Origin of the sequence: Oceanobacter sp. 1_MG-2023 (assembly GCF_030689025.1) — a bacterium.
In the GTDB taxonomy this organism is placed as follows: Bacteria; Pseudomonadota; Gammaproteobacteria; order Pseudomonadales; family Oceanobacteraceae; genus Oceanobacter.
On the sequence record NZ_JAUYWA010000002.1, the window covers coordinates 71,790 to 91,527 of the forward strand.

At 55.5% G+C, this 19,738-nt stretch carries 19 protein-coding genes; 12 read left to right on the forward strand and 7 right to left on the reverse strand.

All coding sequences use genetic code 11. From position 1 onward, the window contains the following. Positions 1–29 precede the first annotated feature (29 nt). The gene (locus Q8W22_RS01685) at positions 30–620 is read left to right on the forward strand and encodes a hypothetical protein (protein ID WP_305451425.1); all 591 of its coding nucleotides are present in this window, start codon (positions 30–32) and stop codon (positions 618–620) included. Here the strand turns inward: Q8W22_RS01685 and Q8W22_RS01690 are convergent. Continuing rightward, a complete protein-coding gene (locus Q8W22_RS01690) occupies positions 617–1,534 on the reverse strand; it encodes a LysR family transcriptional regulator (protein ID WP_305451426.1) in 918 nt (305 codons plus the stop codon). The two genes, Q8W22_RS01685 and Q8W22_RS01690, sit on opposite strands and share 4 nt — an antisense overlap. A 180-nt stretch (positions 1,535–1,714) precedes the next feature. On the opposite strand from Q8W22_RS01690, the gene Q8W22_RS01695 reads away from it, so the two are divergent. Further along, positions 1,715–2,254 carry a cytochrome b gene (locus Q8W22_RS01695; RefSeq protein WP_303431305.1) on the forward strand — a complete coding sequence of 180 codons (540 nt, stop codon included), beginning with the start codon at positions 1,715–1,717 and terminating at the stop codon, positions 2,252–2,254. 77 nt (positions 2,255–2,331) lie between these two features. Continuing rightward, positions 2,332–2,901 carry a YceI family protein gene (locus tag Q8W22_RS01700; protein WP_303431304.1) on the forward strand — a complete coding sequence of 190 codons (570 nt, stop codon included), beginning with the start codon at positions 2,332–2,334 and terminating at the stop codon, positions 2,899–2,901. Between the two features lie 43 nt (positions 2,902–2,944). Here the strand turns inward: Q8W22_RS01700 and Q8W22_RS01705 are convergent, their stop codons facing one another. From Q8W22_RS01705 to Q8W22_RS01730, 6 genes are all read right to left on the reverse strand, one after another. Continuing rightward, positions 2,945–4,018: a hypothetical protein gene (locus Q8W22_RS01705; protein WP_305451427.1), complete on the reverse strand. Its 1,074-nt coding sequence runs from the start codon at positions 4,016–4,018 to the stop codon at positions 2,945–2,947. 3 nt (positions 4,019–4,021) lie between these two features. Beyond that, positions 4,022–4,654, reverse strand: coding sequence for a penicillin-binding protein activator LpoB (locus Q8W22_RS01710; RefSeq protein ID WP_303431301.1), 633 nt, complete (start codon positions 4,652–4,654; stop codon positions 4,022–4,024). Positions 4,655–4,733: 79 nt separating this feature from the next. After that, a complete protein-coding gene (locus Q8W22_RS01715; RefSeq protein WP_303431299.1) occupies positions 4,734–6,419 on the reverse strand; it encodes a hypothetical protein in 1,686 nt (561 codons plus the stop codon). Positions 6,420–6,559: 140 nt separating this feature from the next. Next, complete coding sequence (locus Q8W22_RS01720; protein ID WP_303431298.1) at positions 6,560–6,841, reverse strand: YheV family putative zinc ribbon protein; 282 nt, start codon at positions 6,839–6,841, stop codon at positions 6,560–6,562. After that, positions 6,841–8,916: an oligopeptidase A gene (gene prlC, locus Q8W22_RS01725; RefSeq protein ID WP_305451428.1), complete on the reverse strand. Its 2,076-nt coding sequence runs from the start codon at positions 8,914–8,916 to the stop codon at positions 6,841–6,843. The genes Q8W22_RS01720 and prlC overlap by 1 nt, the downstream gene beginning before the upstream one ends. A gap of 151 nt (positions 8,917–9,067) precedes the next feature. Then, positions 9,068–10,141 (reverse strand): alkene reductase, encoded by a 1,074-nt coding sequence (locus Q8W22_RS01730; RefSeq protein ID WP_305451429.1) that lies wholly within the window; start codon positions 10,139–10,141, stop codon positions 9,068–9,070. Positions 10,142–10,287: 146 nt separating this feature from the next. Between Q8W22_RS01730 and Q8W22_RS01735 the strand changes: the two genes are divergently transcribed. From Q8W22_RS01735 to Q8W22_RS01775, 9 genes are all read left to right on the forward strand, one after another. Continuing rightward, the gene (locus Q8W22_RS01735) at positions 10,288–10,875 is read left to right on the forward strand and encodes a gamma carbonic anhydrase family protein (RefSeq protein ID WP_305451430.1); all 588 of its coding nucleotides are present in this window, start codon (positions 10,288–10,290) and stop codon (positions 10,873–10,875) included. Positions 10,876–11,002: 127 nt separating this feature from the next. Further along, positions 11,003–11,644, forward strand: coding sequence for an LON peptidase substrate-binding domain-containing protein (locus tag Q8W22_RS01740; protein ID WP_305451431.1), 642 nt, complete (start codon positions 11,003–11,005; stop codon positions 11,642–11,644). A 459-nt stretch (positions 11,645–12,103) separates the two neighbouring features. Continuing rightward, entirely contained in the window at positions 12,104–13,057 is a 954-nt protein-coding gene (gene arsS, locus Q8W22_RS01745; RefSeq protein ID WP_303431293.1) for an arsenosugar biosynthesis radical SAM (seleno)protein ArsS, read from the forward strand. A gap of 18 nt (positions 13,058–13,075) precedes the next feature. After that, positions 13,076–15,298 (forward strand): FAD-dependent oxidoreductase, encoded by a 2,223-nt coding sequence (locus Q8W22_RS01750; protein ID WP_305451432.1) that lies wholly within the window; start codon positions 13,076–13,078, stop codon positions 15,296–15,298. Continuing rightward, positions 15,291–16,298: a DUF547 domain-containing protein gene (locus Q8W22_RS01755; protein ID WP_305451433.1), complete on the forward strand. Its 1,008-nt coding sequence runs from the start codon at positions 15,291–15,293 to the stop codon at positions 16,296–16,298. The genes Q8W22_RS01750 and Q8W22_RS01755 overlap by 8 nt, the downstream gene beginning before the upstream one ends. Beyond that, complete coding sequence (locus Q8W22_RS01760) at positions 16,267–17,016, forward strand: TIGR04283 family arsenosugar biosynthesis glycosyltransferase (protein WP_305451434.1); 750 nt, start codon at positions 16,267–16,269, stop codon at positions 17,014–17,016. The genes Q8W22_RS01755 and Q8W22_RS01760 overlap by 32 nt, the downstream gene beginning before the upstream one ends. Then, entirely contained in the window at positions 17,013–17,657 is a 645-nt protein-coding gene (locus Q8W22_RS01765) for a TIGR04282 family arsenosugar biosynthesis glycosyltransferase (protein ID WP_305451435.1), read from the forward strand. The genes Q8W22_RS01760 and Q8W22_RS01765 overlap by 4 nt, the downstream gene beginning before the upstream one ends. Positions 17,658–17,701: 44 nt before the next feature. Further along, complete coding sequence (locus tag Q8W22_RS01770; protein ID WP_303431286.1) at positions 17,702–18,730, forward strand: methyltransferase domain-containing protein; 1,029 nt, start codon at positions 17,702–17,704, stop codon at positions 18,728–18,730. 41 nt (positions 18,731–18,771) lie between these two features. Then, a complete protein-coding gene (locus Q8W22_RS01775) occupies positions 18,772–19,578 on the forward strand; it encodes a sterol desaturase family protein (RefSeq protein WP_305451436.1) in 807 nt (268 codons plus the stop codon). Positions 19,579–19,738 lie beyond the last annotated feature (160 nt).

A 19,738-nucleotide genomic window follows, 5' to 3' on the forward strand; every position in this document is an offset into this window, starting at 1 on the left:
TGATTTTATTGATATAAAAAGAATCAGAGGTGAAAATGACACCCATGGCCCACCGCCTGCGAGAACAGCACAACCACCTGCCTGCATCGGAACTGGAAATGCGTATTACTGCCAACCTCAATAATCTGAGCCGTATTGTCCACCTCGCCAGCGAGGCCGCTGTCAGCCAACTATCCCAATACAGTATGGCTTACTGTGTTTACCAGCGCCTGATCCAGGACCAGCTTGAGCAACGGGCGCCACGTCTGTATCAGCGTATCGAACACAACTTGCCCTACCTGGATCACTCGCTCCCGGCAAACACCTCTGCCAATATGGTCTCACTATGCCACGCCTATTTTACCCTGAGGATGCTGGAAGCCTGCAGCGATGCGTTTATTCATCACCATGGCCGGCCCTTGCTGGATCATGACCCGTCAACCGCCAATATTGTGATTCATACGCTACTGGGGGACGATGCGCTCCGTATTGACGCACAAGTCGATGCCTTGACCTACTGCCCGGATCAGTTGGTGCGCCAATATCCTGCGATCGCCACAACCCGCTCAACCGTCACCCGCATCTGCCAACCCTGGCCTTGTCTGTCGGCCAAACTAGGTACCCCGAGCCAGTTACTCTAGCGCGGGTGGCTGATCGCACGGGCTGCCATGAGCTGTAATCGCTCAACAATAAATTTCTGTAACGCCTGAATTCTGCCACTCCCACGCATATCCTTGTGGTACACGAACCACATATACGACGGCTCCATTACAACGCCAAAGTCGACCTGCTGCAGTGACGCATCACGGCTGCCTATCCGTTGCAAAGCCCCTACCGGGCCAATGCCCATCCCTGCCGACACCGCAGAGTGAATATCGGTAAAGCTGTTGCTCTCAAACACAATTTGCCGACTATCCAGGGCTGCCAACAATTGCCGAATACCGGGAATATGCCGCTTGTTACCCGATGGCAACACCCATTGATGACGATTCACATCAGCCAGCGAGGCCGGCATGCCATAACGCTGGATATAACGGTCGGCGGCGTAGAATTCCATCTCAACCGGTAACAGTTTCCGTGCAATCAAATCCGGCTCTTGTGGCTGCTGCCCCATCCGGATCGCCACATGCACATCACCACTGGCCAGCGACATCTTATCGTCCGTTGCCACCAGCTGAACCCGGGTTTGTGGATACTGCTCGCGAAAGTCATGCAACAAGGGGGCAAAAAACAACGAAAAATCCGACACCGTTGAAATCCGCAACGTCCCTGGTGGCGATGCGTCAAATGCTGTCAGACTCGTCTGCAGTCGCAGCATTTCATCAGCAACCGGTTGCATACGTTCCCGCATCAGTTGCCCGGCATCGGTGAGTCGATAACCTCGCTGATGGCGGATAAACAGCTTTACCCCTAACTGCTGTTCCAGGCGTGAGAGGCGGCGCAGCACGGTCGAGTGATTCACCCCCAGTTGCTCCGCGGTTTGACTCAACGTCCCGACTTCCGCCACTCGATACGCAACGTATAAATCGTCCCAACTGAAGCTATCTTTTTGCACAGCTTATTACTCCCATCCCTTTAGTTCTGTGCATTTTTGCACAATAGTTGTCGAGTAATCGCTCTGTTTGGCGTATTCAATTGTACGTAATGTATAGCGTTATCATTTACCTTGAAAATGGCGACATCAGCACTCCCTGATGCAGTGCCGAATCAACCCGAGCTGAACAGAGAACCTGCCATGATCCTAAATACCCCGAATCGCTACGGACTGGTTGCCATTGCCCTGCACTGGCTGATGGCGCTGGGAGTGATTGGCATGTTCGGGCTTGGCCTTTATATGGTTGAGCTGACCTATTACGACAACTGGTATCACGGCTCGCTGGAATTTCATAAAGCCGTGGGCGTGCTGTTGGCGCTGGTCTTTCTTGCCCGACTGATCTGGCGTCAGCTCAACACCGTCCCCACCGGTCTGGCGGACAAGGCCATTGCAAACAAAGCCGCCCATTGGATGCACTTGGGTTTGTATCTGGTGATGGCGGCGCTGTTTGTCAGCGGCTACCTGATTTCGACCGCCGATGGCCGGGCGGTGGACGTTTTTGGTCTGTTTTCTGTGCCCGCCACCCTCACAGACCGCGGCAGCCAGGAAGAAATTGCCGGACAGATTCATGAGCTGCTGGCGTGGTCACTGGCCGGTATGGTGGCGCTGCATGCCCTTGCAGCCCTGAAACATCATGTCATCAACAAGGACAACACCCTGAAACGCATGCTGCGGCCATAAGACCGGCAGCATCCATACACGCGATTGAATACACCATTTAATGAACGACTGACGATCCCCGGATCAAGGACCCCACTATGAAAAAACTGCTTATTGCTCTGTCCGTATCTGCCGCAGCCATGACCGCTACCGTCGCCAACGCGGCGGAGTACATTGTGGATACCAAGGGTGCCCATGCCTCCATCCAGTTCAAGGTCAAACACCTGGGTTACAGCTGGCTGACCGGCCGCTTTAATACCTTTGAAGGCAACTTCGACTGGGACAAAACCAAACCGGCGAATACCGAGATCGAAATCAAGATTGATACCGCTTCAATCGACTCCAACCATGCCGAGCGTGACAAACACCTGCGCAGCAAAGACTTCCTGTCTACCGACCAGTACCCCACAGCGTCGTTCAAAAGCACCGGTTATAAACCAACAGGGGCTGGCACTGGTGAACTGAGCGGTGATTTTAATTTCCATGGCGTCACCAAAAGCATTACCTTTCCAGTCAGCCAGGTTGGTGAAGGTGATGATCCATGGGGTGGCTACCGTGCCGGTTTCAGTGGCTCAACCACGATCATGCTGAAGGACTACAAAATGGATGGCCCGCTGGGGAATCTGCCCGTCGATCTGGAGCTGTATATCGAAGGTATTCGTCAGTAAGACAACGGGATACCGGCTCCTGTTGCAGGAGCCGGTATCTGTTTTAGCGCAACCGCTCCGCCAGGGTTTTGGCCAATTCCTGTTGCAACTGGTCGGCCACAGCACTCGCAGCCCCCTGCCAGGCCTTGGTTTCCAGCCCGGATACACCTCGCGCTGTGTCACTGAATGACGACAACACCCGGCTCTGACTATCCGCAATGGTGATACGCGCCTGCACAAAGGCATAAAAACGGCCGCCCTGCTGCCGCGAACTGCGTTCAGCACTGACCGCAAAAACCAGATCGGTATTACCCTGGGTCTGTACCCGCAAGCCCTGTGATGCCAGCGTTTCGATCAGTTCGCCCTGCATCAGGCGGGCATCGTCATTGTCAAAGGATATCCGTACCGTCAACTGATCCAACAAGCTATAAACCCGTTGCTGCAAGGCTTGATGCTCTGCAGACAGTGCCGGGATCTGATGCTGGACACTGACCAGCCCGAGTTTGTCAGCAAAGGCCTGGCGCTCGGCTATCAGCTCCAATACCGGCAACATCACACGCAGCTGCTGCAAGGTATCGCCTTGCGGCGCAACATCGGTGTACTGGTCCAGCTGCTGTTCTATTTCCGACATCTGCTGGCGCAAGCGGGCTGCTGCCGCGGTGCGATCCAGTTCTGCCAACGCGTAAGCATAACCACCCGCGACGGAGGCATCGGTAATCGTTACCTCGTCCAGCTGTACCTCGGCCACCTGACTGCGGGCGTATTGACTGACATTACGCTGCACCCGGGTTTCCTTGTCGCTGCCTGATGTTTCTGTCACCGTCGACGAAAAATCACCGCTGATTGTCACCCGTAACTGGCTGACCAGATCAACCCGCGCCAGCTCGCTGGCACGCTTGATGGCACTGACCGGGTCACCATACACCTCGATACTGCCAACCCCGTACGCCATCCCGGCAGCAGAAGGTGGCGTCAGTGCCCAGTCCGGCATGCCGTCTGGTCGCTGGCCGGTGCTGGTGCTGGTCTCCGCCAGGCTGTCTGTTGTTTGCCTGGGCGTGGAGGCACACGCCACCAGCAGCAGACAACAGCTTGCCGCCGCCAGGTTTTTGAACATCGAGAGGCGTGTTTGATTAGTCATGAATTACAGCCCGAATGACGACTTTTTCTGATATTTCTGAATCTTCTTCTGACCATTCCAGACCTCGATATTGGACTCCATATCGATCAGTTTCAGATCCACCTGATAAAAAGTGACACGCTCTTTATCGGCCTGGTCCACGATCGAATTCAGCGTCCCGGACAGCGCATAATCCGCGGCTTTTTCTTGCCCTTGCGACTTGGCGTCCTTGGCATTCAGCTCCTGATCCGAACGTTCATCCCGTACCGATTCACGCTCTTCGCCACTCGCCACAAAACTGGCTTTACCGGAGCGGATAATGCTGCGCTTGATGTCGTTGATAAAGGTATCGACGGCAATATGCTCGTGGGATTTATTGCTGATACGCTGGATAATCACCGTCGGGTTGCGACCATGATCCATTTCAAATTCGGTCGCCCAGGGGAACGACACCATGTCGGTCACCATTTCTTCGGCCACCAGGCGAGAGTCGGTCGCATTCCAGCGATCACTCAAGGCGATCTCTTCGTTGCTGTCGACCCGCTTGACTTCGGTACTGCCACAACCACTCACTGTAGCCGTGGCAAGTACCACACAACCGAGTAACACCGTCCGTGGTGATGTGATCAACGGGGACGTGCGAAATCTACTAAACATGGTCATCCTCTCCCTTTTCGACAACTATTTGCCGGTCTGAATTGATCATCGGCGCACTGCCAACCATAACAGGCGCCGATTATTTGCTTGTTGATATATTCCCCAGCGACCGTACCTGCCACAAGGCAATCTCGCCCGCCTGTAATGTCATCCGGGTTTGATGACGGTCGACCACTCCAGGTTCCAGTGTCGACGTCAGTGTCAGTTCATTATCGCCAGCGGGCAGCATCACCCGGCGGATACGAATATCGTTGGGCAACAGCAACCAGCTGCGGGTTTCCGCGGCTTCGGTTAATTGCGCGGCCATTTTGCCAATAAACGACACCAGCCCCTGTGAATCCACACTGTCACCCACCGCCTGGGCCGAGACGGCTTTCAAGGCTGAGCGCGCCAGTGCTTGCTGGATGTCTGCCGAAGAGTGCAGCAAGCGTTGCTGCAGTGCCAGCTGGGCTGGACTGGCCGCCTTGTCCATCACCAACGACTGCTCCTGACCGGAAGTGTTCACCGTCAAGGTAGAGCCTCCCAATGGCGTGATACGTCGATAGTAAGGCACAGTTACCCGTAACGAAGAACCAATCGCCTTGTCGAGACCGAGGCTTTCCAGCTGTTGCCAGGCCGGCCCGAGCAATATGGTCTTGGTAAACGGGCTAAAGCTGAAACCATACTGCGTGCCATCCAGATACGCCGTCAGGATGTTGTAAACACCCTTGTCGGAGTAGAGCAAATAGAACCAGGCCCAGGCATCCGAGTCATTGGCCAACAAATAGGGCTGCAGCTTGAGTGAACGGGTATACGGGTCGGCCCACATATTGACGTTGAGTTCTTCCAGCTCCGGGGCCAGCCCTTTGTGTTCAATCACAACCACCTGCGCCTGCTGCGGATCAAATTGCTCCAGCTGCTGACGCTGGGCCGAGGTCAGCTTGTCCTGTTTCAGGCGCGCCAGTTCAGAATCGTAGCCACCAGCCAGGGCCATCATCCGGGCACTATCCAGCCAGGCTTGCTGAGCCATGCCGTTACCCAGCCGATATTGTTTGGCGTAGCCCTGCTCATAGGTTTCCGCGGCGCGCTGGTAGCTGATACGGGCGTCATCGTACTCGCGATTCATTTCAAAACTGAGGCCGGTGAGGTAATGCGCCAACGCATCATCTCGATACGTGAGGTTATCTTCGTTGATCACACTGCCGGATAACGCACTGAATACGTCGTTCAGCAGCGCGAGCGTACCGCTGTCCTGTTCGGCTTGCTCGGCGTAACTGCCCTGCTGGTCTCGCATATCATTCAGTTTGAGAATCAAGCGCCGCGCTTCAACCCGGGCACCATCCAGAGCATCCAGGCGTTCATTACGACCTTCCTGCCCAGCGGCCAACGCCAGATAGTTCAGTGCCTTGAAATAATTGATCAACAGTTTTTCGTGGGGTTGGCCAGCGTAGTCCGCCTGCCGGGCATTACTGAACATTGCCAGTGTGCTGTTTACCAGGCTGGTGGTTTCCAGCTGTTCACTGATACGTTCAGCCTGTTCGAAGGCCTGATTGCTGCCGCGATAATCGGCATTCAGGTGGCGGATCACGCCAAGTTCGAGGTAATAGAGCAAGCGGTCGCTGCCGCCAGGAGAAAGCGCCTGCTTGAGCTGCGCTTCTGACGCAGCAAAATTGCCTTGCTTGACGTCTTCCAATACTGCGCCCAGACCGGCCCCATACGTGGCGCAGCCTTGCAGCAACAGCAAGAATAATATCGGCAATATATTGCGCACCTGCCACTTGATCACAACAAACGACTCCGTGTTGGAAGATGGCCAGTCTAACCATCCCGATCGCCGTGACCAAGTTTAAAATGCGTTTCCTTACGTATACACACAGACCCGAGGCTCATTGCCAGCTCCCGGGTACAGAACTCAGAACTCAGAACTCAGGGGTCAGGGGTCAGACCGATAATTTTGAGCGGCTGCTCTTCATCATCCAGCAGTGCCTTGCCATCCAGCGGCGAGACCCGGGTGGTCAGCTCGGTCGCCAGGTTGTTCTGTTCATCTTCCAGCACCTGTTCCGAAGTGGTTTGGGTATAGCCACAACTGACACATTCGCGGACTTCTTCACCGGCTTCATTGGTGAACATCACCAGCCGGTCCATTTCAGCACATTTGGGGCATACCGCCCCGGCAATAAAGCGGCGTGGACGTCGAATTGCAGTCATCAGGCAATCTCTTCTTCAGTAGCGGATTGTGACAGGTCGATACCACAGTGACGCAGCAAGGGTTCAACCGATGGCGCCCGGCCCCGGAAGTTCTCGAACAACTGCGCCGCTGTGCGGCTGCCGCCCTGGCTGAGAATTTCATCAAGAAAACTCAAGCCGGTGTGTTTATTAAAGATCCCTTCTTCTTCGAAGCGGGAAAAGGCGTCGGCACTTAATACTTCCGCCCATTTGTAGGAGTAATACCCGGCAGCATAACCACCGGCAAAAATATGGGTAAAGCCATGCTGGAAACGACTGAACGGCACGGTTGGTACCACGGTAACCTGGCGACGCACATCGTCCAGTAACGCCTGGACATCGGCACCCTGCTCACGAAATTCGTGGTGCAAACGGAAATCAAACAAGGCAAATTCAATTTGCCGCATGGTGCCCATGGCGCTCTGGAAGTTTTTGGCAGCCAATAATTTATCGAGCAATGCTTTTGGCAACGGCTCACCGGTTTGATAGTGTCCGGAAATAAACGCCAGCGCCTCTGGCTCGTAACACCAGTTCTCCAGAAACTGGCTCGGCAGCTCCACGGCATCCCAGGCAACCCCGGAAATACCACTCACCGCCGCCACATCCATACGCGTCAGCATATGGTGCAAGCCATGACCAAATTCGTGGAACAGCGTGGTCAGTTCATCATGGGTCAACAACGCCGGTTGCTCGCCCACTGGCGGAGTGAAGTTACACACCAGATACGCCACCGGCAATTGCAGCCCGGTACTGGTATGACGCCGGGTGCGGCAGACATCCATCCAGGCACCGCCGCGTTTTTTCGCCCGGGCGTACAGATCCAGATAAAAAGACGCCAGATGCTGGCCGTCTTTGTGAATCTCAAAAAAGCGGACATCCGGGTGGTAACAGTCAAACCTCTGCTGTTCCACAAACTCCAGCTCGAACAGCCGTGAGACGGTTTCAAACATGCCTTTGATGACAGTATCAACCGGCAGATAAGGACGAATATCTTCCTGCGACAAGGCATAACGCTGCTGCCGCAGTTTCTCGGCGTAGTAGCCAACATCCCAGGGTTGCAAGTCATCGGCGCCGTATTCTTCCAGCGCAAACTGCTTCAGCTCGGCAATTTCACGCTCCGCCTGAGGCTTGGCTTTTTGCGCCAGATCGTTCAGGAATTCCAGCACCTGATCCGGAGTGTCAGCCATTTTGCTGGCCAGCGACAACGCCGCGTAACTTTCATAACCCAATAATTGGGCCTGCTCATAACGCAGTTGCAGGATTTCCAGCATCAGGGCGGAGTTATCAAACTCACCTGCATTTGGGCCCACATCGGATGCCCGCGTGACGTTGGCGGTGTACACCTCACGGCGCAACTCACGATTGTCGGCGTAGGTCAGCACCGGGTAAAACGAAGGAAAATCCAGTGTGATCAGATAACCTTCCAGTTCTTTCTGCTGCGCCAGTTGCGCCAGCAATGACTTGGCACTATCCGGCAGCCCGGCCAGCTCGGCCTCATCCGTAATCTGTTTATGCCAGGCGTGGGTGGCATCCAGAACGTTCTCGCTGAACTTGCTGGTGATTTCCGACAAGCGCTGGCTGATAGCACCAAAACGCTGTTTTTTCTCGGCGGGCAAATCGACACCCGCCAGGTGAAAATCCCGCAATTCGTTATTGATGGTGGTTTGCTGCTGGACACTCAAGGTGGCAAATTCGTCCGACGCTTGCAGCGCTTTGTAGGCATTACACAGTTCTGCATTCTGGCCGACTTCAGTGCTGTACTGACTCAATAACGGCAGGCAGGCGTTATAGGCTTCCCGCAGTTCATCCGAATTATTCACGCCATTCAAATGACCCACCGGCGACCAGGCCTTGCTCAGTTCGTCATCCCACTGCTCCAGTGGTGCCACCAGGGTGTCCCAACCGGGGGTTTCACCCGATGTCTTGAGGTCGGCCAGCAATTGCGCCATGCGCTCACGATTGCGGTTCAGCAGGAATTCAATAGCAGGCTGTACATGCTCAGGCTGAATCGCCGAAAACGCAGGCAACAGCGAATCTTCAAGCAAAGGATTGGTCATGAATAGTCATCCGTAATCGAGAGGGCAATACACAGAGTATTTGGGGCAAGTAGCCACAATTCAAGCAGAATCCTGTAACGATATATTTTGGCTATGAATACAATCGCCCCGCAACCACGTCAAGCGACGCTGGCCGCAGGGCAATGACCGCTCAGGCACCCATTGATGGATAGTCGGTATAACCCTCTGCCCCTGAGGTGTAAAAAGTGTCCGGATTCGGTGTATTCAGTTCCGCACCGGCTTTGACCCGGGCTGGTAAATCCGGGTTGGCCAGCAAACCGGTACCAAAGGCCACGGCATCAGCGTGACGGGCACTGAGGGCTGCCGCCGCTTCTTCCGGGCTGTAGCCCATATTGACGATCAAAGAGCCGTTGTAATACTCACGAGCCACGGGCACGACGTCAGCGCTTTGAATACCAAAAAAATCCGCCCGCATAACGTGTAAATACGCCAGCTGGTACCGGTTCAGCCCAGTCGCCAGATATTGCATCCAGCCCAGCGGGTCACTGTCACGCATGCTGTTAAAGCTGTTTAGTGGCGACAAGCGCAACCCCACTCGACCACTGCCGATTTCTGCGGTGACAGCATCCAGAACGTCGAACAACAGCCGAGCCCGGTTTGCCAATGAGCCGCCATACGCATCCGTTCTCTGGTTCGAACTGTCCCGCAGAAACTGATCTATCAGATAGCCATTGGCACCGTGTACCTCCACACCATCAAAACCCGCACGGATGGCATTGGCTGCCGCCCGCCGGAAGTCTTGCACAATATCGGCAATCTCAGTGGTGGTTAATGCTCGGGGCACGGTATAGGGTTGCTTGCCTTCCGGGGTATGCACCTCGTCTTCGATTGCAATGGCACTCGCCGACACGGCTTCTTTACCATGATTGAGCAAAGGATGAGCAGCACGACCCGCGTGCCAGATCTGCATAAACACCTTGCCGCCACGGGCATGTACGGCATCAGCCGTTTGCTTCCAGGCATCCACTTGCTCGGCAGCATACACGCCGGGGTCATTTCCAAACGCCGACGTTCCTTCCGTGACCATCGTGCATTCTGTAATCACCAGACCAGCACTGGCCCGTTGTCCATAATATTCCGCCATTAATGCATTCGGCAGATGACCTACAGCCCGGCAACGGGTCAGTGGTGCCATCACAAAACGGTTAGCCAACTCAATGTCACCCAGTGACACTGGCGTAAACAACACATCCAGATTCGACATAAACAAGACCTCTAGAGAATGGTGGGGAAGCGCTAATATAAGTACAGTAAAGACGTGTTTCACCCACCCGACCCGAGACACATTGTTGCACCAGAAGACCAACAGACCACTACAAAGCTATTATTGTTTCCGCCTGGCAACACCGCATGCATAACAGACAAGCCACCACACAGGAGTACACCACGATGAACAGCGTCCGCCGTTTTCAGGGCCAAACCCCAGACTTGGGCCAACGGGTTTTTGTTGACCGCAGCGCCGTCGTTATTGGCGACGTGCAACTGGGCGACGATAGCTCGGTCTGGCCACTGGCGGTGATTCGTGGCGATATGCACCATATTCGCATCGGCGCCCGCACCAGTGTGCAGGATGGCTCAGTGCTCCACATCACCCACGCCAGCGATTACAACCCCGGCGGCTACCCGCTGATCATTGGTGACGACGTCACCATCGGCCACCAGGCCATGCTGCACGGCTGTACCATCGGCAATCGCGTGCTGGTCGGTATGAAAGCCATGATCATGGACGGCGCCATTGTCGAAGACGACGTGATTGTCGGCGCTGGCGCGACCGTCACTCCGGGCAAGGTCCTCAAAAGCGGCTGGGTTTATATGGGAACACCGGCCAAACCGGTACGGGAAATCACCGCCAAGGAACGCAGCTTCTTTACCTACGGTGCCGGTAACTACGTCAAACTGAAAGACAAACACCTGGCTGAGGGGTACGACCAGCCTTGAACCTCGCGGCGGGTGCCTGCTGCCCGCCGTAACAATCTTTCATCGTCCAACCGCAGTCATCAGGGTATAACAGACCAATCTGACCAGCGTTATACGGGCACACGCCCGTCCGTTCCGGAGACCATTTATGACCGATATCTGTATCTTCCCCATCCCGGACTGCGTGACCTTCCCTGGCACCGTCTTCCCCTTACATGTGTTCGAACCCCGTTATCGCAAGATGATCCAGCATTGTCTTGATACCCAGACACCGGTTGCTATCTGCCATACCCAAAAGCTGCTCAGCCCGGCCAAGCCCAATCAGGATCCGCACACTGCGCTGCATTCCAACCAGGCGACTTACAAGCCTTACCCGATATTTTCGGCAGGTCAGCCAGAGTTGCTCAAGGCCCTCGACGATGGCCGTTTGCTGCTTAATATTCATATTCGCCAACGCTACCGGGCTATCGCGGAAAAACAGACGCTGCCTTATATGGTCTACGACTGCGAACCCTTCCTGGACCGCGAGGCCGACCCGGACGATCACGACTACCACGAGGAACTCAAGCAGCGGATTCTCAAACGGCTGGATATCCTGGCTTTCCGCCAACCGGAATTCCAGGCGGTGTACCAGACCCACGACTGGCAAACCAAACCGGTCAACGAGTTCAGTTTCCAACTGTTTGGACTGATTGCTTTTGATGCGGACACCCAGCAACAACTGCTGGCAATGGATACCATTACCGACCGGCTCGAGCGCGCATTGGAACTGCTGCTAGGCATTGACTGATTTGGCGATTGGCAGCGTCGCCCAATCGCTCTTTGATTGGGCCGCCAGGGAATTATTTTCTGCTCCCACCCCTCTATCCACACAGACTGCTTACACCGCCTATTCACATCACCTGAGTCATTGCCTTGTCCATAAAGCGGTTATTTGGCTGGGCAGTGTCCTGAGGACATCTATTTAATCCGGAGCTCACTCTGGGCCACCGGATGGTTTCGAATCACGAAGCCGACTTGCACCATACTCATCCCTCTTACCCCACAAAGGCGCCAACCTGAACCGTAACACCCTGTGGCACCCCAGGCTGCAGGCCGATATTCTGCTCCCGGGGCTTGTCCGTCGTTTGGTTGCGCATAAACAATCGCAAAAAAATCTCTTTATTTGTAAGCAATCGCGCCGAGCAGCGACCACACTTATAAATAACAACCGATTAACGCCGCTTGATTACCCAAAACCGGAGCCTTTATGCACGCGACACTCCCCTTGCTGGAAGTGACTGACTTCCCTGCCCTGCAACGCCAACCGCTGGAAATATTGCAGGTCAATCTGGGCTATCGCTGCAATCTCAGCTGCCTGCACTGTCACGTTAACGCCGGGCCAAACCGCACCGAAATGATGGACCGAGAGACCATCGACCTGATCGTACCGATACTAAAAGCCCGTCAGATTCACACCCTCGACCTGACTGGTGGCGCACCGGAATTACACGATGATTTCCGTTATCTGGTCAGCCAGGCCACTGCCGCTGGCGTCAAGGTCATCGACCGCTGCAACCTCACCGTATTATGCGAACCCGGGCAAGAACAACTGGCTCAATTTCTCGCCGAACACCGCGTCGAGATTGTCGCCTCCATGCCCTGCTACTCGGTGAAAAATGTCGACCAGCAACGGGGGAATGGCGTCTTCGATAAAAGCATCACCGGACTACGACTGTTGAACGAACTGGGCTACGGCAAAGCCAACAGTGGCCTGACCCTGAACCTGGTATTTAACCCTCAGGGCCCAGTATTGCCGCCCAATCAACAAGCCCTCGAAGCCGACTATCGCCGCGAGCTGAAACAACACTTTGATATCGAATTCAACCAACTGTTTGTGCTCGCCAATATGCCCATCAAACGCTTTGGTTCCACGCTGATTTCCAAGGGTCAGTTTGCCGACTATATGCAGCTGCTGAAAAGCCACCATCAGGACGACAACCTCGCTGGCGTGATGTGCCGCACGACCGTCAGCGTCGACTGGCAGGGCAATCTGTTCGACTGCGACTTTAACCAACAACTTGAAATGCCGTTAGCCGACCATGCCACCCGACACCTGCGTGATTTGTTGACCCACGACCTGAACAACCAGCCGGTCGCCGTGGCCGACCATTGTTACGGTTGTACCGCAGGCCAAGGCAGCAGCTGTGGCGGCGCACTTTAGTCCAACCTGGAGAACCCGATGAAGAAGCTTTCCCTGATACTGTTGGCGCTGGCACTGGTTGGCAGTTTTTTTTACTTCGACCTGAACCAGCTACTGACACTCGACGGCCTGAAAAACGGCTTGAGTGATTTTGAACAGCAGCGTCAGGCGGAGCCTCTACTCAGCGGCGGTTTGTTCCTGCTGGCCTATATCGTGATGGCAGCCCTGTCACTACCCGGCGCGGCGATCATGACCCTTGCCGCAGGAGCCCTGTTCGGATTAGGCTGGGGGACGCTGATTGCATCGTTCGCCAGCTCCATCGGTGCCACGCTGGCATTCCTCGCCTCACGCTATCTATTGCAAGACACCGTACAAAAACGTTTTGGCGAGCGCCTGCAAGCCATTAACGATGGTGTCCGCCAAGACGGCGCTTTTTATCTGTTTACCTTGCGTCTGGTACCGGTCTTTCCCTTCTTTCTGATCAACCTGTTGATGGGACTAACCCCTGTCCGGGCCGCCACATTTTACGGCGTCAGTCAGCTCGGCATGCTGGCCGGCACGGCGGTATACGTTAACGCAGGCACCCAGTTATCGCAGCTGCAAAGCCTGTCTGGCATCTTGTCACCATCGCTGATTTTATCCTTTGCCCTGCTGGGCTTGTTCCCGTTGCTAGCCAAAAAACTGCTGGCCGTCATCAAAGCCAGACGTGTCTACGATGGCTACAAAAAACCCCGTCATTTTGACCGTAACCTGATAGTGATTGGAGCCGGTGCCGGTGGTTTGGTATCGGCGTATATCGCCGCCGCCGTCAAAGCCAAAGTGACCCTGATAGAAGCCAACAAGATGGGGGGTGACTGCCTCAACTATGGCTGTGTCCCCAGCAAGGCCCTGATCAAAAGCGCCAAGGTCGCGCATCAGATTCGCCATGCCGAACACTATGGCCTGACAGCAGAGACACCAGCAACCGACGTCCCCCGCTTCTCGTTCCGTACCATCATGGCACGAGTGCATCAGGTGATTCAGGCCATCGAACCCCACGACAGCGTCGAACGTTACACCAAACTCGGTGTTGAGGTCATGCAGGGTTACGCCAAACTGATTGACCCCTGGACCGTTGAAATTCGTCGCCCGTCGTCCACCGGTGGGGAAGACGAGGTTCAGCATCTGACCAGCCGTTCAGTCATTATTGCCACTGGCGCTCGCCCGACGATCCCGGATATTCCTGGCCTGAATGAAGTTGGTTACGTCACCAGCGATACATTATGGGACACCTTTGCCCAGCTGGATCAGGCCCCAAAACGCTTGATGGTACTGGGAGGCGGCCCGATCGGCTGCGAGCTGGCCCAAAGCTTTGCCCGTCTCGGCTCTCAGGTTACGCAAATTGAACGTGGCCCACGCATTCTGGCACGGGAAGACGAAGACGTGTCCACCCTGGCTGCCGATTCATTACAACAAGATGGCGTCACGCTGCTGACCCATCATCGCGTCGTGCGTTGCGAACAGGTCGAGACTGAAACAGGCGTTAGCAAGCGTATTGTTCTGGTCGCCCATGACCCGGCCAAGCCGTCTCAGGAGACGACAGAAATCACCCTGGAATTTGACCAGCTACTGTGTGCCATCGGCCGCAGTGCCCGACTGAACGGCTATGGCCTCGAAAATCTTAATATCGAAACCAACCGCACCCTGGTCACCAACGAATATCTGGAAACGCTCTACCCCAATATCTTTGCCGCCGGGGATGTGGCTGGGCCGTATCAGTTTACCCACGTTGCCGCCCACCAGGCCTGGTACGCTGCGGTGAATGCACTGTTTGGCTCATTCAAGAAATTCCGCGTCGATTATCGCGTCATCCCGGCCACGACCTTTCTTGACCCTGAAATTGCCCGGGTTGGCCTCAACGAGCAAGAAGCCAAAGTCCAAGGCATCGATTACGAAATCAGCCAATACAACCTCGACGACCTCGACCGGGCCATCACCGACGGTGCCGCCCATGGCTTTGTCAAAGTACTGACCGTGCCGGGTAAAGATCGCATTCTCGGCGTCACCATTGTCGGTGAACATGGCGGCGATCTACTGGCCGAATTTGTACTGGCCATGAAACACAACCTGGGACTCAACAAGGTGCTTGGCACCATCCACGCTTACCCAACCTGGGCCGAAGCCAATAAATACGTCGCTGGCGAATGGAAGCGGGCACATGCACCAGAGCGCGTACTGGCCTGGCTGGAACGCTACCATAACTGGAGACGCGGCAATGCCTGATACTCACGAGATTCACCGTCAAGTTCATCCTCCAATGGCAGAACCAGGAATGCGAGGCGCTCGTCAACGCCGGCCCAAACGGGTTATGGCCAGTGGCCTGGCCCTACTGTTTTCGCTGCTGGGTTCACTGCCTGTCCAGGCTGACACCGCGGCACCTGACCAGCCTGGCGCCAGCGATCAGGTTATCGACGCAGGGCAAACGGTTAATGCCGGACAAGCCGTACATACCGAACAAGCAATGGACAACAGTGAAGCTGGACCAGCCTTCGACCATACCCAATGGAATCAGCTGCTCAGCCGTTATGTACACACCACTGCCGATGGCCAATCCACCCAGGTGGATTATCAAGGCATCAATGCCGAACGACCGTTACTGACGCAGTATCTGGAAGCGCTCGCGACCGTATCAGAAGCCGATTTCCAGCAATGGCACAAAGACGAACAACTGGCCTTCCTGATCAATGCCTATAACGCCTGGACGGTCGAACGCATTCTGACCTCCTGGCCCAACCTGGACTCCATCAAAGACCTGGGTAATTTTTTCAGCTCACCCTGGAGCAAGAAAATTATCCCTTTATTGGGCCAAACCCGCTCGCTGGATGATATTGAACACACGCTGATTCGACAGCCCGGACGCTACAACAACCCGTTGATTCACTTTGCCGTGAACTGCGCCAGCATAGGCTGTCCGCCCTTACGGGCAGAAGCCTACAGCGGCGCCCAGCTCGACATTCAGCTGAATGAACAGACGCGCCAGTTCCTCAGCAACCGTCAGCAAAACCGCCTCGATGGCGACGTTCTGGCAGTCTCCTCGATTTTCAAATGGTATCGCGAGGATTTTGAACAGGGCTGGAAAGGCTACCAACGGCTGGAAGATTTCTTCCTTCACTATCATGCCGCCCTGGCATTACCAGACGACGCCATTCAACGCTTGCAAGCAGGCCAACAAGACATCGAGTATCTGGACTATGACTGGCGACTTAACCGCACCCTGCCCTGAGCACCGGATACCGGAGCACAGCCCGGTGCTGTCCATCATCGTCCCGATGCTGAACGAAGCCGGCTCCCTGCCCGACTTGCTGGCCCATCTGACTCGCGTTAGAGGACAGATAGGCAGCCACCGCTGCGACGTTTTGCTGGTCGATGGCGGCAGCCGGGACGATTCGGTCGCCATTGCCACCCAAGCCGGGTTCCGGGTAGTACCGTCAGCCCGTGGCCGGGCCAGACAAATGAACACCGGCGCTCAGCATACCCAAGGGCACTTGCTGCTGTTCCTGCATGCCGATACCCGGCTACCGGAACAGCCGCACCAGGTGATCGAGCCACTGCTTCAACATCATTTATCACCACTTTGGGGACGTTTTGATGTAACGATCAGCGGTGACGCCCTGATGCTGACGGTGATTGCCACCCTGATCAATCTGCGCTCTCGCCTGAGTGGTATTGCTACCGGAGATCAGGCCATGTTCGTCAGCCGTACCTTGTTCGACCACGTTGGCCAGTTTCCCGACCAGCCACTGATGGAAGATATCGAGCTGTCCAAGCGCCTGAAGCGCCAACAACGCCCACACTGCCTGCGCGCCCAGGTACACACCTCAGGCCGCCGCTGGCTGCAACATGGCGTGTGGCGCACCATTTTCCTGATGTGGCGGTTACGCTGGGCTTACTGGCGCGGCGCGCCGGCAGAACAACTGGCAAAGGAATACAACAAAACATGAGCAAACCTAACACCCGTACACGACTGGTAATCATGGCCAAAGCGCCACTGCCGGGTTACGCCAAAACCCGGCTGATTCCGGCCCTGGGAGAACAGGGGTCTGCCCAACTGGCCCAGCGCCTGCTGCAACACACTCTCACAGAAGCACTGGCCGCCGGGATTGGCCCGGTTGAACTGTGTGTCAGCCCTTCGGTACACCATCCGATCTGGCCGACTCTGGCGCTGCCAGCTCTCGTCACCCTCAGTGAACAAGGCGGTGGCGATCTTGGCCAGCGCCTCAACCGGGTCGTACACCGTGCGACCGCCGCCGGTGAAGCCATACTGTTGATAGGCACCGATTGCCCCGGCCTGAACCGTGACCATTTACAAGCAGCCGCACATGCTCTCGATAGCCATGACACCTGCCTCACGCCCGTTAGTGATGGCGGCTATGCCTTGCTCGGATTACGGCAACCGCTGGACAGCCTGTTTACCAATATGCCCTGGAGTACCGCCGCCGTGGCACAACTCAGCCGTGAACGCATTCTGGCTGACCAGCGCACCCTGGCCGAACAACCCATGCTGCACGATATCGACGAACCCGACGACCTGCGACATCTGCCCAGCCACTGGCTGGTGACAGAAGCGCTCAACGCCTGCTGATTACCCATCGACCTCACAACCAGCCCCGCTCCGGAGCCACTGATATGCATGACATCGTTCAAGACTACTACGGCAAACAGCTACAAAGCTCCGCCGACCTGAAAACCACCGCCTGCTGTGACCCAACCGCCATGCCGGGCTGGCTCAAACCCCTGCTGGCCGCCATTCACCCGGAAGTATTAACCCGCTACTACGGCTGCGGACTGGTATGCCCAACCCAATTACGCGGCTGCCGGATTCTCGACCTCGGTTGTGGTGCCGGTCGTGATGTTTACGCCCTGGCTCAGCTGGCCGGGCCTGAAGGTGAAGTGATTGGTGTCGATATGACCGACGAACAGCTGGCCGTTGCACGCCAACATCAAGACTGGCACGCCGATGCATTTGGTTTTTCCAACGTTCGTTTTATTCAAGGCTTTATCGAAAAACTCGACGAACTCGGTCTGGAACCTGAGTCATTCGACGTCATTGTTTCCAACTGCGTGATCAACCTCTCCCCCGACAAAGCCGCCGTACTGAAAGGCGTCCATCAACTGCTGAAACCCGGTGGTGAATTTTTCTTCTCCGATGTGTATTCCGACCGCCGCGTCCCCGCTGCCGTACGTAACGACCCGGTGTTATATGGCGAATGCCTGGGCGGTGCCTTGTATACCCAGGATTTCCTGCGGCTCTCAAAAGCCAATGGCTTTGCTGACCCGCGTTTAGTCGAGGCTCACCCGCTGGAAATCACCGACGATGCCCTGGCCTTGTCGACCGGCAATTTACGCTTCTCTTCCGCCACCTATCGACTGTTCAAACTCGAAGGGCTGGAAAGTGAATGCGAAGACTATGGCCAGGCTGTTATCTATAACGGCACCCAGACCCTGTCGCCTCACTGTTTTGAACTGGACAGCCATCACCGCATCGAAGCCGGACGCCTGTTTCCTGTGTGCGGCAACACCTGGAAAATGCTGCACGATACCCGCTTTGCAGAACATTTCCGTTTTATCGGTGACTTCAGCCAGCACTTCGGGTTATTTGAAGGCTGTGGCAATGCGCTACCGGAAACCGACACCAATACCCAGGCCTGCTGCTGACAGACGGCCAACACAGACCTCAAGGACACACAGGACAGACCATGACCGACTGGCAGACATATGAACCGATCATCCGTACCAGCGTCTTTTTTGGGGTCTTGTTATTGATGGCGTTGCTGGAAATATTCCAGCCGCGCCGACCGCTCCACGCCAGCAAACCACAACGCTGGCTCAACAACCTCGGCCTCGTCGTTCTCAACAGCCTGATACTGCGACTGCTGTTTCCTGCCGCTGCCGTCGGCATCGCCCTGCTGGCCGAACAACACCATTGGGGACTACTGCATACCCCACTGCTTGAACAGCTGCCCAGCCCCCTGCTGCTGGTTGCGACCATCCTGCTATTGGACTACCTGATTTGGGCGCAACACCGGGTTTTTCACGCCGTGCCGTTATTATGGCGATTACACCGTATGCATCACGCCGATCTTGATATCGACGTCACCACCGCCCTGCGTTTTCATCCGCTGGAAATACTGCTGTCGATGCTGATCAAAACCGCCGTTATCACCCTGCTTGGCTTACCGGCACTGGCCGTCCTGCTGTTTGAAATCCTGCTGAACGCCTCTGCCATGTTTAACCACGCCAACATCAGGTTGCCCAACCGCCTCGACCGCCACCTGCGACGGATCATCGTTACCCCCGATATGCACCGCGTGCATCATTCCTGGCACCCGGCTGAAACCCACTCCAACTTCGGCTTCTTCCTGAGTGTATGGGATCAGCTGTTTGGCACCTACGTCCCCCAACCCAAGGATGGCCACCTCAATATGACCATTGGCCTGAAGCAATATCGACAGCCTCAGGATTCAAGGATTGATCAGTTATTAATACAACCATTCAGGGAGTGAGAGGAGAGAGAAGAGCGGATCAATTCCAGCGATTATGCAGATTGGGGATAGTTGCTGCTGACACCGGGGAAAGACAGAGCCCACACTAAATTAGTGCCGACAGGCATAATTTAATAACAAGCTTACTGGTATCAGATCATCATTTAAAATAATTACAGCA